Below are 12,669 nucleotides of genomic sequence, written 5' to 3' on the forward strand. Positions count from 1 at the left end.
GATTTTGAATCGGACGGTTATAACCGAAGAAATGGCGATCGAAAATGAAAGAGTGTTAAAGCGGCAGGACAGCGCGATAGTGGCGCGGGCTTTGCCTGCATGAATGCCGAACCGCCGAAACACGCGAATTGCCGGACTGCTTTCCGGATAGCTGGGTGAATTATTCTATGAATCGTGCGCGTTTTTGGTACGGCATGTTCGATAATGCAGCCCGAAAGCGTCTTTGACCGAAGCGATACTTCTTTACCATGTCCACACAAAAAAACGGGGTTCCGCGTTGCGTGTTGATCACCGGCGCAACGGGCGGCATCGGTTCCGCCCTCGCGCAGGAATACGCGCAGGCCGGCACGGCCGTGCTGATTCTGCACGGCCGAAACAGCACGTTGCTGCAGAAACTGAGCGACGCCTGCACCGCGCTGGGCGCGCGGGTCGTCACTGCGACCTTCGACGTTCGCGACCACGACACGCTGCGCAACTGGATCACGGAGATGAGCGCGACCGAAGCGCCCGATCTCGTGATTGCCAATGCGGGCGTCAATATCAACACCGGTCCGCAGCATCAGGGCGAAGAGTGGGAAGACATGCACCGCCTGCTGGACGTGAACGTGAAGGCCAGCCTGGCCACCGCGCATGCGGCGATGCCCGCGATGCGCGCGCGCCGCAGTGGGCAGATCGCGCTGATCAGCTCGCTGGCCGCGTGGCGCGGATTACCCGAGACGCCGAGCTACAGCGCGAGCAAGGCCGCGGTGAAGGCGTACGGCGAAGCGATGCGCGACGGGCTGGCGGCGGAGGGCGTCAAGGTCAACGTCGTGATGCCCGGCTACGTCGAATCGCAGATGTGCTTCGACATGCCCGGCCCGAAGCCGTTTCTGTGGAAAGCGCCGAAGGCGGCGCGCGTGATCCGTCTCGGTCTGCGCGCCAACCGTGCGCGAATCAGCTTTCCCTTCCCGCTGAATCTGGGGTGTTTCCTGCTGGCAGGAATACATCCCGCTGTGTCCGGCTGGTTCCTGAGCCGGCTGGGTTACGAGTAAGCGCGATTTGCGCGGGCGCGTTGCGGAGGACGTCGATCGTCGGCGCCGGTTCGGCCGACGGGTGCAGCAGCAGTTCCTGCGCGGCGACCCGCAGCGCGTGAAGCCGGGCCGGGTCCCCTGCCAGCGCGCATAGCGCTTCCACCCAGCTTTGCGGATCGTTGTCGAGCAGCAGCCCGTTTTCGCCGTGCCGGATCACTTCCTGATACGGGCCCGGCGCGGCATACAGCCCAACGGCCCGGCAGCGGGCGATGTCGTAGGCCTTCACGTGCGAGCGTGCCGCATTGAACGTCGAAGGCAGCAGCGGCGCGAGGCCGATATGGCCGTCGAGGAGGCGGCAGTGGCCGCGATAATTGGCCCAGCCCATCGGATGCACGACGCGCGTGCGCGGCAGGTTCCGGTAAAGCGCATTCACGGCGTGCGCGCCGATCAACTCGAAATGGACGTTCGGACAGCGTGCAAGCACTTGCGCGACGATCGGCTGCAGCCACGCGATCTCTGCTTCGTGCGCGGCGCTGCCGTGATAGAAGACAAGGATCGGCGCTTCCGGCAACGCATTGCGCACCCGTAGTCTGCGTGCATCTTCCAGCAGCGTGCGCGGCGCGACAAGCTGCGCCGCTCGTTCCGGATAGCGGTCGCGCAGCGCCTGCGTGGAAAACCAGTATTCCGTGGCCAGTTCACGGATGTCCGTCGTATGCGCGTGGCAGTATTTGCGCAGCTTTTTCACATACGGGCGCGGCAGCCCGGCCCACGCGCGCGGATGCAGCAGGTCGTCGTCCATGAAATACACGACGCGCGACAACTGCGCACGATGGAGGCGCAGCGCGCGCGCCCATTTGGCGTTCAGATAACGAATGATCACGACGGCCGTACCTGGCGCGAGATCGCCGGGCTGTGGCAGTGCGGTATCCAGGTTCTTGTAGACGACCGGCAGCCCCTGCTCCTGCAGACGCGGGAGCACGTAATAGTCGGTGGACGGGTTGTCGCCCTGATGCAGAACCAGCCAGCGCTGCACGGCCGTGTTGTGGCGAAGGTGAGACGGACCGTGCGCCGGTTTTCGGTATAGGAGCCTGCGCAACATAAGTGCGTTTAAATTCGTGTGGTTGGTCGATGCGCGTCAGCGTGACCCATGCGAGCGTGCCTCGACATGAGTGGCGACTTTGTCTTGTTATTCCGTCAAGCCGGTGATTCTAAAGAGGTTTGATTGCCAGAGCGTAATGGTCGTTGCAGAATTATATAGGGTCATGCAGGTAATCATTGGGATGCGAGAGTCCGGCGGATATTCACCGGACTCTCGCATCCGATGTTCGAACTATACGACAGCGATGCGCGCGGAAGTAAATCGACGCCAAAAGGATTTGACGCGCGGCATATTAAAGTGCCGTGCGGTACCGGCAACGCGGGGGCGGCCGGTGGAAGAAGTACAATGCGATTTTGGCCGCGGAGAGCGGGATTTCCGCGGCGATTTGCGTGAATTGTGTCGTGCAGGCAAGGTCTCGGCTACGGTCGTCTGCCTGCGCCAACCGATGGTCGACTGCTCGTCCGGCATGAAGAAGCGGGCGGGTTCACCGATATCCCTTTTATCCTGGCCTCGCAGGAAATACCGCAGCCGCCGGCAATTGTCCGGCGGCGTGCAGGCTTGCGGCCTGATTTGTCGAGGCTCACGTCTTTGACCGATTTTTCTGTTCGCCAGAGCGAAGTTGCCGCGCCGGTGCTTCGGGATGCGCCCGCGGGCGCGCTGCCCTATGCGTATACGCTGGCGCCCGGCGTGAATCGCATTCCGACGCTTGCCGCGCTGCTCGACGATTTCCAGCTTCATTACCGGCCGATGGGACGGCCGGCCGAGGGCGCGGGCGTGCTGGCATGGGGGCGGCGCCGGAGTGCGCTCGCCGCGCAGCGCTATGCGGCGAAGCACGGCCTCGCGGTCTATCACATCGAAGACGGTTTTCTGCGTTCCGTCGGGCTCGGCAAGGACGATCCGCCGCTCGCAATCATTTTCGACGACACCGGGCTTTATCTCGACGCGAGCCAGCCTTCGAGGCTCGAATCGCTGATCGCGCAACCGTTGCGCGACGATCAGGTGGCGCGCGCCCGTGCGCTGGCCCAGGCGTGGCGCGACGGCCGCGTGTCCAAGTACAACCATAGTCGCGACCTCGACAGGGCGCTGCCCGATGGCTGTGTATTGGTTGTGGACCAGACGCGCGGCGACGCGTCGATTTCCTGTGGCCTCGCCGATGCGTCCAGCTTCCAGCGCATGCTGGAGGCCGCGCTGCGCGACCATCCCGAGCGCACGATACTGCTCAAGGTCCATCCCGACGTCGTGTCCGGCCGCAAGCAAGGCCACTTCGATCTCGACGCGGTGCGCGCGATGCCGCGCGTGCAGGTGCTCGACGACGACGCGCATCCGGCCAGCGTGCTGCCGCGGGTGCACGAAGTCTATACGGTCACGTCGCAGCTCGGTTTCGAGGCGCTGATGTGGGGACTGCCGGTGCGCGTGTTCGGCATGCCGTTCTATGCGGGCTGGGGGTTGACACAGGATGCGTTGCCCGCGCCCGCGCGACGCGGGGCGGCCACGCTGGAGCAACTGGTCCATGCGGCGCTGATCGATTACTGCCGCTATGTCGATCCGGAAACCGGCAAGCGCTGCGAGGTTGAAACGGTGGTCGCGTGGCTGGCGTTGCAACGCCGGATGCGTCAGCGATTCGCCGTCGACATCGATGCGCTCGGGTTTTCAGGCTGGAAGAAGGACTACGTGCGTCAGTTCTTCGGCGGCAGCGCAGTGCGGTTTCGCTGGCGCGTGCCGCGTACGCGCAACGGGGCCGTTGCGACGTGGGGACGCAAGCTCGACGACCGGCTCGCGCCCGTCTTGCCTGCTACCTGCAAGGTCATCCGCGTCGAGGACGGTTTCATCCGCTCGGTCGGCCTCGGCGCGGATCTGACTCGCCCGCTGTCATGGGTGCAGGACGACATCGGCATCTATTACGACGCCACGCGGCCGTCCCGGCTGGAAACGCTGCTTGCGGGCGCGACATTCTCCGACGAACTGGTCGAGCGCGCAGCCAGTCTGCGCCGCGCCATCTGCGACGCGGGCATTACCAAGTACAACCTCGCGGGCCGCGCGAACTGGAGCCGCCCGCACGGCAGGCGCGTGATTCTGGTGCCCGGACAGGTCGAGACCGATGCGTCGATCCGGTTCGGCGCGTCCGCCATTCGCAGCAATATGGATCTGCTGAAAGCCGTGCGAGCCGCCAATCCCGATGCATATCTGCTGTACAAGCCGCATCCGGACGTGATGGCCGGCCTGCGCAAGGTCGGGCGCGGAGAGGGCGATGCGGCGCAGTGGTGCGACGAGACGATCGGCGCGGTGTCGTTTCACGAACTGCTCGGCAGCGTGGACGAAGTGCATGTGCTGACGTCGCTGGCCGGATTCGAGGCGCTGATGCGCGGCGTGAAGGTCGTGACCTACGGGCAGCCGTTCTATGCGGGCTGGGGCGTGACGCACGATGCCGGCTTGACGGACGCGGTGCGCCGGCGACGCGCACGCGTGCTGAAGCTCGACGAACTGGTGGCTGCCGCGCTGATTCTGTATCCCACGTACGTGAGCCGCACGACGCGGCGATTCACCACGCCGGAGCGCGCATTGCGGGAACTGGTCGAATGGCGTGCTACGCCGCAGGTGCCGCGCTGGCGGCACTGGGTTGCACGTCTGTTTCGTGAGGCGTAGCGACGGGGCCCCGGCCTGCTGCCGGTTCGATGCCGCTGCCGCGCAACGAACCGAAGATCGGCACGTTCGAGCGCAGCGCGCGCTCGAGCCGCGGCGGCGGATCGACGAAGGCGCCATGACCGTTGACCTCGTCGTTCAGCACGCGGCGCACGATTTCCGTGCAGGCGGCGTCGCGGCCCGCACGGTTGTAGAACGATCCGTGTACCTGGACGGTGGCGGCGATCGCCGCGACGAAATCCCTGAGCAACGGCTTGTTGACGCGCTCGGGCTTGGTCCAGAACGTTTCCAGCGAGCCCTGATGCGTGAGCCCCGCGATGTCGTACATCGCCATGCCCAGCACTTTCACCGGGCAATTGGCGCGCAACGCATGCAGCCCCACGGTCGAATTGACCGTGATTACACCCTGGCTGTGTTTAATCGTGCGCTTCAGGTCGCAATCCGTAACGGCGATGACGCGCGACGCGACGTCGTAGCGTTTGGCCGTGCGTGCGACGAATTTCTCCCAGCGTTCCATCCCGTTGTCGAGCGGATGCAACTTGATGATCAGCGATCCGTCCTGCGGCGTATGTTTCGCGAAGGACGCGATGACCTCCTCGATCACCTGGCGCTGGTCGGTGTAGGCGGAGTTCGCGCGTAACTGGTAGTCCGCCTGCATCTGCAGCGCGAGCATCCAGTAGCGGGCGTTGGAGTGGCGCAGCACGTCGGCGGCCGCAACCCGCGCGGGTTCGTACAGGCGTTGCGCAACCATGCGCGGCAGCCAGCGCAGATAGTCCAGCAGCGGGAGATAGTACTTGTCGGTCCGGTAGAGCGGGAAGAAGTAAGGCACCAGCGAGGTCAGCAGGTTGTAGAGCACCTCGTTGAACGCTTCCTGCCCGAACGTATGCGAGTAGTGCGCGGTGTCCTGCTTGAACGGCCCGACGCGGCGGGCGATCGCGCGGATCTCCTTCGGGTCGGTCGGGAAGTGGGACAGCGTGCCCATTCCGCCGCGCTCCAGTGTCAGCCAGTCGGGGCGCAGATAGCCGAATTCGATCGAAAACGTGCGAATGCCGAGCGATTCGGCGATTTCGCGCGCGACCGCGTGATACGGCAAGCGGTCGGCGTAGTAGAAAATGTCGGTGATTTCGTGGCGAATCAGGTAATCGCGCAAAAAATCGGCCCAGCGACTGAAGCGGCCGCGATAGTTGACCGCACCGCGTTTGCGCCAATAAGCCCAGTCCCCCAGGGAAAAATTGATCCGATGCGTGCGTACCTGTGCTGCATCGAAATGGTCGCTCAACTGACGCCAGAAAAGCGAGGGTGGCCCCTGGAGAAATAGGATTGCTCGGTGCATGACGGGTACTTTTAGGTTTTTCTAGTCTTCCTCAGGGGGTGAATTATAATCGCGGATCCTATGTTGCGTCATGATCAAGACAGGTAGTGAAGAAGTGGCGGCTCAAATCATTCATCGGGGGAATTTGCACGCAACTGTGGCCTGGCTGGTAGAGGGGCAAGTGGCGGGTAATGCCAAGGCATGTGTAGCGACGGTCGTGCTGACGATGCATGATGGCCGCACGCAGGCGCTGAATGTATTAATTAGTAATAAGGGCCGCATCCAGGAGCTGGTCAGAACGCCTGCGTCCGTCCGCGCCGTTCACTTGACTGCGGGCCGTGATGAAAATCCCCTCCGTGTCCTTTCCCTTCGACATCGCCGCCTGACTTCGGCCGAATTCCGGCTGAGGCAGTTCTGGAGAGCCGCGAGCACGTTGCGCAAGCAGCCATTGCAGCGTTGCGCGCGCGCGGGGCTCACGCCGATCACCCTGTTTCGCAATCTCGATTACGCGTACGAAGTCGCTTGCCGTTTTCGTGCAAATGTGTATCCCGAGGGTTACGCAGGGTGGTATCAGGAGTTCTATGCTATTACGCCGACTGACCGTGCATTGATGATACGTCGTGCGAAGAGTTGGCAATATTTACCGGTTTTTAAAATCTTTCTCCTCGTAAATAAGCAAACGACCCAGGCAGAAATCGATGCGACGCGTGCCGCTTTGCAGGCGCAGACTTATCAGCGCTTTGAAGTCGAGTTGCTGGACGATTTGTCGGGAGATTGGGGAAGATTAATCCCGGCAGTTCCAGCACGCGATTCGTGGCATCTCGTTATTCGAGCTGGCGTGACGCTGGCGGAGCAGGCGTTGTTTTGTCTCGCGGACGCCGGCATCAGAACGCCGGATGCCGCTGCTATCTACGCCGATCACGATGTGGTGGGCGCCGACGGCCAATTGAGCGATCCCGTGTTCAAGCCTGACTGGTCTCCCGAACTGCTGCGTTCGACTAACTATATCGGCGACGCCTTTGTCTGGAACGGTCGGTATGCAGGTCGCCTGCCTGAATTCGGCGGGGATGTGAGCGACGCCAATGTGATGCACGCTTTGCTGTTGGCATTGAGCGAACTGGGCTCGCCGATGGTTCACGTGCCTGCGCCGCTCTGGCATATGACGCCTCGGAACGACGAGCGGAGCGACGGCGCAGAGACGGTGCGCGCGGTAGCCGCGCATTTGCGGCGCGTGGGTGTGCCGGCCGAAGTCGAGAGCACGGGCCCGGGCCGTTGTCGGGTGAGGTACCCGGTTGCCGAGCCTGCTCCGCTGGTCAGCATCGTCATTCCGACGCGTGACCAGTTGGGGCACCTGCGCCGTTGTATCTCCAGCGTGCTGGAGAAGACTCGCTACGGGCCGTATGAAATCATCGTTGTCGATAATCAAAGCGCCGAACCCGACACACTGGTCTATCTGCAAAGCTTGCAGCAGCTGGCCAATGTTCGGGTCTTGCCGTTTGATGAGCCCTTCAATTACTCGCGCATCAACAACATCGCGATTGCCGAGGCGAAGGGCGAACTCGTGTGTCTGCTCAACAACGATACGGAAGTGATTTCGTCGGATTGGTTGGGCGAGATGGTGGGGCTGCTGTTGAGTGATGGGGTGGGGGCTGTCGGGGCGAAGCTGCTGTATGGAGACGATACGGTGCAGCATGCGGGGGATACAGTGGGCCCCGGGGGATGCGCGAATCATTTGCATAGCGGGATCGGGCGGGACGAGCCGGGGTATACGGGGAGGGCTTTGGTCGCGCAGGATTTGTCGGCGGTTACGGCGGCGTGTTTGTTGACCAGGAAATCCACATATCAGACGGTCGGTGGTCTCGATGAAACCCACCTCAAGGTGGCGTTCAACGATGTGGATTACTGCTTGCGTGTGCGGGACGCGGGTTTGCGCGTGGTGTGGACTCCGCATGCAAAGCTATACCACCACGAATCGATTTCGCGTGGCAAAGACGAAACGCCGGCTCAGCGACGCCGTTTTAAGGCGGAGGTAAGCCATATGCGCAAGCGTTGGGCACATCTGATGTATCACGATCCTTACTATAATCCGAACCTTAATTATCTTCAGCCAGATTTTGCCTTGGCGGCTACACCTGATATTCGGCGGCCTTGGATCAGACGGAATCGCTTAAGCGCGCTATAGCGGTGCCGGTCATTAAGTTGGATTTGTGTGAGTCTTTTTAAAACTGCGTGAAATTATAAAGAACGCTGCGAAATGGATATCAACAGTATCAAGAAAAATAGGCTGTTTCTGGGGATGGTGGTGCTGCCGATGGTATTGGCCATCGTGTATTACGGATTTCTGGCACGTAATCGCTACGTCAGTACGTCTCAGGTTGTGGTGCATAAGGTCGGTTCGAGTGACGATGCGGCTGCATCTCAAATCTCCGGTCTAGCCGTATTGATGGGGGGCGGTGCTCTTAGCTCGAGCGCCGAAACGCTGTACGTGCGCGAGTTTATCGTTTCGCAAGATATGTTGAATATATTGCAAGATAAGTTGCAGTGGAGTCAGCACTATTCTGGTTATACTCGTGATTTATGGTATTACCTGTCGCCGAATGCATCTCGAGAAGAGATGTTGAAATATTATCAGAAAATGGTTCGGGCACAGTACGATGAAACGACTGGGTTGTTGACCGTCACCGTGGATTCATTTGACAGGGATTTTGCAAAGAAAACCTTGTCGGTAATAATTTCTGAAAGCGATCGATTTGTTAACGACATTTCTCATCGCCTGGCTAGGGAGCAGGTGAATTTCGCTGAGGGCGAAGTGGCACGTGCTCGCCTCGCTTTCGAAGGAAAAAGAGAAGCGTTACTCAAATTCCAAGGTGCAAATAACGTGCTGGACGCGCGCCAGACTGCTAAAGCGCGTAATGAGGTTATCACGGCCTTGCAAGCTGACCTCGCGAAGGAAGATACGGTTCTGCGGGCACTGAATGCAAATTTTAGCGAGGACAGTCCGCGAGTGCGTCAGCAGAAAATTCGAATTCAGGCAATACAGCAGCAAATTGCCGCGGAGCAGGCGAAGTTGATTGCTAAAAATTCGCAGAATGAGATGAACGTCGTGGCGTCCAAGTATCAAGCATTGGAAATCGACGCCGGGATTGCGGAGGACGCATATAAAGGGGCGGTTGCCTCGATGAATACTGCAAGAATCGAGGCTGCTAAGAAATTGCGTAGTTTGGTTGTCGTGGTCAACCCGAATATGCCGGAAGAGTCTCTCTTCCCGAAGCGTCTGTATAGCCTCTTTACCGTTCTGGTCGTTCTTCTGCTGGTCTACGGGATTACATGTTTTGTCATCGCCACGATCAAGGATCACCAGGATTAAGAAACGGAGAGTAGTTGATATGAATAAGCAGGATATGCGTTTGAAGAACGGAGTGAGTAGCGGCAACTATTGGCGCCTCGGCATACTGTTAAGTGGCATCTTGTTTCTGGCGGGGTGTCAAACTCTGTCGGGATCCGGGCCGCGTGTCGGCCAAATTACGGACGAGAGTAACATTCAAAACGTGGACTATCCGTATCAGCTTATCCCGTTATCGCCGCAAAATGTCTCAGCATACGCGCGCCGGCCGGAGGGAGAACCGCTTAAGCATGTCGTTTACCCGTCGATGATGGATGTGAGGTTGATGCCCGGTGACGTCCTCAAAGTGATGATTTCAGACGATAGCGGCGAAGCCGCTGTATTCGCACCATTGGCTCAAGGTGGGACGACCTTTGACAAGGTCCTGGTAGACGCATACGGCGCCATATCACTCCCCTACCTTGGCAAGAAGAAAGTGAGCGGAGTCAGTCTGCCTGAAGCGGAAGATATCATCCGCCGCGGCCTTAAGGGACGCGCGGGTGAACCACAAGTCCATGTCGAGTTGGTGAGTGATCTGTCTGGTTCTGTACTTGTCGCCGGTGCAGTCAAGAGTCCTGGACGTTTTTCCAAGTTGAAGGGACCACTGACGCTGCTCGACGCGATCAACCAAGCGGGTGGCCCCGTGCTTGAGCCATACTTGATAAACGTTTCGCTTCGCACGGGTAAGACCGTACAAATGTTCAATTATCAGGATCTGTTGGCGGGCGGAAATATTCCAGTTCCACCGAATTCCGAGATCGTACTGGATCGTGCGCGGAAGCGATTTGTAGCCATGGGTGCAGTCGGCGATCCTGGGTTGCATGACTTACCCTCGGCCACGCCGAGCTTGCTTGAGGTACTAGGCTCGGTGCACGGGTTAAGTGAAAGAAGTGCGAATCCTAGTGGAGTATTCGTATTTCGTCTCTCAGATCAAGGTGCAAGCGGAAAGAAGACCGCTCAAGTCTTTCATGTTGATATGCGAGAACCGACTTCGATGTTTCTGGCGAAAGACTTCCTGATTTTACCAGATGATACGGTGTACGTGACCAACGCGCCTGTTTATGAAATGCAGAAAATCATAACGCCAATCGTCCAGGTGTTGCTGCTGGGCCAACGAATCGACTCCTTCTAACGAGGCGATTTATGGGAACCCTCGAGCACTCGTTTAAAACGAAGCGTCCGCCGCTGAAGATCGCAAAAGCTGTGCTATTTGCATTATTCATGCGTGAAATACAAACTCGCTTTGATGGCCGAAGGATGGGCTTTTTGTGGGTGATCTTCGAGCCATTGGCAATTTTGACGGTGGTTATGATTTTTCATGCGCACGTCTTGAATAATCCTGTTAAAGGCGTTGATTTTGTCGTGTATATGGTTAGCGGGATCGTCCCCTTTAACCTGATGCGAAGCATTCCGTGGAGAATGATTGATTCAATTCAAGCAAATCAAGGCTTGTTTGCGTATCGGCAGGTTACTCCTTTTTCCACGTTTATTGCGCGTGTGATTGTGGAGATATGCATATATTCATTTGTGTATTTTGTGATTTGCTTTTTTTTGGGCGTCTGGTTTGATCATGATGTTCTGATTGATGACCCTCTTGCATGGTTGGCGGCTATCGCGGTGGGAATATTGCTCTCTTTTGCGATCGGGTTGCTTTACGCCATTATAGGAAACGCGCTACCTAATAGCGGTCGGATACTGAAACTCTCGTACATCCCAATTTACGTGACCGCGGGCGTTTTTTACCCGCTGTGGCGAATGCCGAAAGAAAAAGTCTATTACATGTCTTTTAATCCATACGTCGCGGTGATAGATCGAATTAGAGCGGGAATGATTACGGGATATCCTGCATCCGAGGGATTGAATCTGATGTATCCTGTAATGTTTTCCCTCGTTGTTTTGATATTTTCGCTGATGGTGTATCGCCGCCGTCGGCAAAATTTACGAGTATTCAACGCGTAATGATAGCTCTCGATAGACTAACTAAATCCTATGTAACAACGTTGGGTCGCAAGTATGTATTTCGCGACCTATCTTTTGTTGTGCCGCCTGATAAGAACATAGCTTTAATTGGTCGAAACGGGGCGGGAAAGAGTACATTGATGCGGTTGCTGTGCGGTACGGACGTACCTGACAGCGGGAGAATTGTTACCGACAAACGAATATCGTGGCCTGTTGGGCTTGGCGGCGGATTTCAGGGGTCGTTGACAGGGCGCCAAAACGTAAAATTCATCTGTAGAGCCCTTGGCGCTGAAGGTGAAGAAATGGAGAAAATAATTGCTTACGTTCAAGAATTTGCGGAACTCGGCGATTACTTTCATCAGCCGGTTAAGACCTATTCTTCCGGTATGGGTGCGCGACTCCGTTTTGGTATGAGCTTGGCATTTGATTTTGACTATTATATGGTCGACGAGGCCATGTCGGTGGGTGATGCACACTTCAGAGCTAAAGCTGAGAGGGAATTTAAGAAAAGAGTGGGGCACTCTAATCTTATTGTGGTAACTCACAATATGAACCAAGTAAGAAGTCTGTGCGATATCATTTTGCTGTTAAATAACGGAACGGTCGATGTGTACGATGATGTCGAGGAAGGTATTCGAGTTTATACAAATTTATAGTTGATATTTTTTGAACGAGGGCTGCGCTGACTGACTCTGTCACTGAGAGATTTGCATGATCGATGATCGAAAGAATGAAATAATGGAAGAGCTTAAGCGCTATGTTCAGGATGTTGAGCGTCAAAATAAAAAACTAATTTCGACATCCAATGATCTGAAAAAGAGCTTAAGTCTTCGATTCTCCGAAATTGGACTGCTGGTTCAATTGTTGGAGGAACGTGAGCGCGAGCTGGTTAAGAAAGAGCAGGATATCGCTCGCTACAAGCGAAAGCTGGAAAAAATGAAAGAAACGGTGTCGTGGAAAATCACCGCTCCGTTAAGAAAATTAGACGTTCCTTTTTTTGGAGGATCCCGGGACAAGGAGCTGAGGCAAAGCAGGAAAGTAATCGAACGCTCTGGTCTTTTTGATGCGGACTGGTATCTCAAAGAATATCCCGATGTGGCCGCGAGCGGACAGGATCCGATTGTGCATTATCTGGTTTTTGGTGCGAAAGAAGGACGACGCCCGAGCGCAGGCTTCGTGCCGACCTCTGATCCGAATGAAAAATCCTCCGAGGGAGGAGGGAATCCCCTTCTGGCCTTTATCGCTGCTGGAAAGAAACGAAAGTGAC

The 12,669-nt window shown here is 57.5% G+C and carries 10 protein-coding genes; 8 read left to right on the forward strand and 2 right to left on the reverse strand.

The genetic code is table 11. From position 1 onward, the window contains the following. Positions 1-248 precede the first annotated feature (248 nt). A complete protein-coding gene (locus WS57_RS21310; RefSeq protein ID WP_059513069.1) occupies positions 249-1,031 on the forward strand; it encodes an SDR family NAD(P)-dependent oxidoreductase in 783 nt (260 codons plus the stop codon). Here WS57_RS21310 and WS57_RS21315 read toward each other — a convergent pair. Next, a complete protein-coding gene (locus tag WS57_RS21315) occupies positions 934-2,043 on the reverse strand; it encodes a hypothetical protein (RefSeq protein WP_230965274.1) in 1,110 nt (369 codons plus the stop codon). The two genes, WS57_RS21310 and WS57_RS21315, sit on opposite strands and share 98 nt — an antisense overlap. A 654-nt stretch (positions 2,044-2,697) precedes the next feature. Here WS57_RS21315 and WS57_RS21320 point away from each other — a divergent pair. Next, positions 2,698-4,752 carry a capsular polysaccharide biosynthesis protein gene (locus WS57_RS21320; protein ID WP_081337651.1) on the forward strand — a complete coding sequence of 685 codons (2,055 nt, stop codon included), beginning with the start codon at positions 2,698-2,700 and terminating at the stop codon, positions 4,750-4,752. Here WS57_RS21320 and WS57_RS21325 read toward each other — a convergent pair. Then, positions 4,694-6,028 carry a capsule biosynthesis protein gene (locus WS57_RS21325; RefSeq protein ID WP_236871951.1) on the reverse strand — a complete coding sequence of 445 codons (1,335 nt, stop codon included), beginning with the start codon at positions 6,026-6,028 and terminating at the stop codon, positions 4,694-4,696. The genes WS57_RS21320 and WS57_RS21325 overlap by 59 nt on opposite strands. A gap of 124 nt (positions 6,029-6,152) precedes the next feature. Here WS57_RS21325 and WS57_RS21330 point away from each other — a divergent pair, with 124 nt between their 5' ends. From WS57_RS21330 to WS57_RS37200, 6 genes are all read left to right on the forward strand, one after another. Next, on the forward strand, positions 6,153-8,243 hold the full coding sequence (locus WS57_RS21330; RefSeq protein ID WP_236871952.1) for a glycosyltransferase family 2 protein: 2,091 nt from the start codon (positions 6,153-6,155) through the stop codon (positions 8,241-8,243). Positions 8,244-8,315: 72 nt separating this feature from the next. Next, the gene (locus tag WS57_RS21335; RefSeq protein ID WP_069244803.1) at positions 8,316-9,428 is read left to right on the forward strand and encodes an ABC transporter permease; all 1,113 of its coding nucleotides are present in this window, start codon (positions 8,316-8,318) and stop codon (positions 9,426-9,428) included. A gap of 19 nt (positions 9,429-9,447) precedes the next feature. Continuing rightward, positions 9,448-10,575 carry a polysaccharide biosynthesis/export family protein gene (locus tag WS57_RS21340; protein ID WP_236871953.1) on the forward strand — a complete coding sequence of 376 codons (1,128 nt, stop codon included), beginning with the start codon at positions 9,448-9,450 and terminating at the stop codon, positions 10,573-10,575. 11 nt (positions 10,576-10,586) lie between these two features. Further along, complete coding sequence (locus tag WS57_RS21345; RefSeq protein ID WP_069244804.1) at positions 10,587-11,402, forward strand: ABC transporter permease; 816 nt, start codon at positions 10,587-10,589, stop codon at positions 11,400-11,402. Then, positions 11,402-12,058: an ABC transporter ATP-binding protein gene (locus tag WS57_RS21350; protein WP_069244805.1), complete on the forward strand. Its 657-nt coding sequence runs from the start codon at positions 11,402-11,404 to the stop codon at positions 12,056-12,058. The genes WS57_RS21345 and WS57_RS21350 overlap by 1 nt, the downstream gene beginning before the upstream one ends. Positions 12,059-12,113: 55 nt before the next feature. Beyond that, a complete protein-coding gene (locus WS57_RS37200) occupies positions 12,114-12,668 on the forward strand; it encodes a hypothetical protein (RefSeq protein WP_155774330.1) in 555 nt (184 codons plus the stop codon). The last annotated feature ends 1 nt before the right edge of the window (position 12,669 follow it).

This window comes from Burkholderia pseudomultivorans (genome assembly GCF_001718415.1).
In the GTDB taxonomy this organism is placed as follows: Bacteria; Pseudomonadota; Gammaproteobacteria; order Burkholderiales; family Burkholderiaceae; genus Burkholderia; species Burkholderia pseudomultivorans_A.

What these genes read in the sequence shown, in the direction of transcription:
- WS57_RS21310 (WP_059513069.1), top strand. Translation starts at nt 249, where the DNA reads ATGTCCACACAAAAAAACGGGGTTCCGCGTTGCGTGTTGATCACCGGC.
- WS57_RS21330 (WP_236871952.1), top strand. Translation starts at nt 6,153, where the DNA reads ATGATCAAGACAGGTAGTGAAGAAGTGGCGGCTCAAATCATTCATCGG.
- WS57_RS21335 (WP_069244803.1), top strand. Translation starts at nt 8,316, where the DNA reads ATGGATATCAACAGTATCAAGAAAAATAGGCTGTTTCTGGGGATGGTG.
- WS57_RS21340 (WP_236871953.1), top strand. Translation starts at nt 9,448, where the DNA reads ATGAATAAGCAGGATATGCGTTTGAAGAACGGAGTGAGTAGCGGCAAC.
- WS57_RS21345 (WP_069244804.1), top strand. Translation starts at nt 10,587, where the DNA reads ATGGGAACCCTCGAGCACTCGTTTAAAACGAAGCGTCCGCCGCTGAAG.
- WS57_RS21350 (WP_069244805.1), top strand. Translation starts at nt 11,402, where the DNA reads ATGATAGCTCTCGATAGACTAACTAAATCCTATGTAACAACGTTGGGT.
- WS57_RS37200 (WP_155774330.1), top strand. Translation starts at nt 12,114, where the DNA reads ATGATCGATGATCGAAAGAATGAAATAATGGAAGAGCTTAAGCGCTAT.